This window comes from Bacillus sp. 17RED48 (genome assembly GCF_019837545.1).
In the GTDB taxonomy this organism is placed as follows: domain Bacteria; phylum Bacillota; class Bacilli; order Bacillales; family Bacillaceae_G; genus Bacillus_A; species Bacillus_A wiedmannii.
In genome coordinates, this window is the sequence record NZ_JADAXG010000053.1 from 1 (window position 1) to 534 (window position 534).

The window sequence follows — 534 nt, forward strand, 5'->3', positions numbered from 1 at the left end:
GAAATGCTACGTGAAGCTGGTATTCGCTTACCACAACCAATTGGACAAACAATTGGAATTGTTGGAGGGATTGTAATTGGGCAGGCGGCTGTTCAAGCTGGTCTTGTGAGTAACGTTATGGTTATTATCGTATCTATTACCGCCATTGCATCATTTATTGTTTCTAATTATGACTTATCAAGTTCTATACGCCTTATTCGTTTTCCAATGATGTTATTGGCATACTTTTATGGGATTGTAGGTATTGTTAGTGGATTAATGCTTTTATTTGCTCATTTTGTTTCACTAACTTCGTATGGTTCACCATACGGATTGCCAATAGCACCATTTCGGCTTCAAGAGTTAAAAGACTCTTTTGTAAGATTTCCTATTTCTATGATCACCGCCCGCTCGAGTACAGGACAGCCGAAACAAAAAAAGAAAAAAGAAGGTGGTTCGCATGGGGAATCTTAAATTTCAAAACATAACTTTATTTGAATTTATTGTTTTCATCCATTCACTGCAACTTGCATCAGGTATGTTAATTATGCCAAG

At 36.9% G+C, this 534-nt stretch carries 1 protein-coding gene and 1 pseudogene; both read left to right on the forward strand.

Annotation, left to right across the window (positions count from 1 at the left end; all coding sequences use genetic code 11):
- Positions 1 to 453 (forward strand): spore germination protein (locus ILT06_RS32185; RefSeq protein WP_142328921.1); only part of this gene is annotated, 453 nt, incomplete at its 5' end.
- A pseudogene (locus ILT06_RS32190) lies at positions 440 to 534 on the forward strand (GerAB/ArcD/ProY family transporter); the annotation flags it as partial. The gene ILT06_RS32185 and the pseudogene ILT06_RS32190, both read left to right, overlap by 14 nt.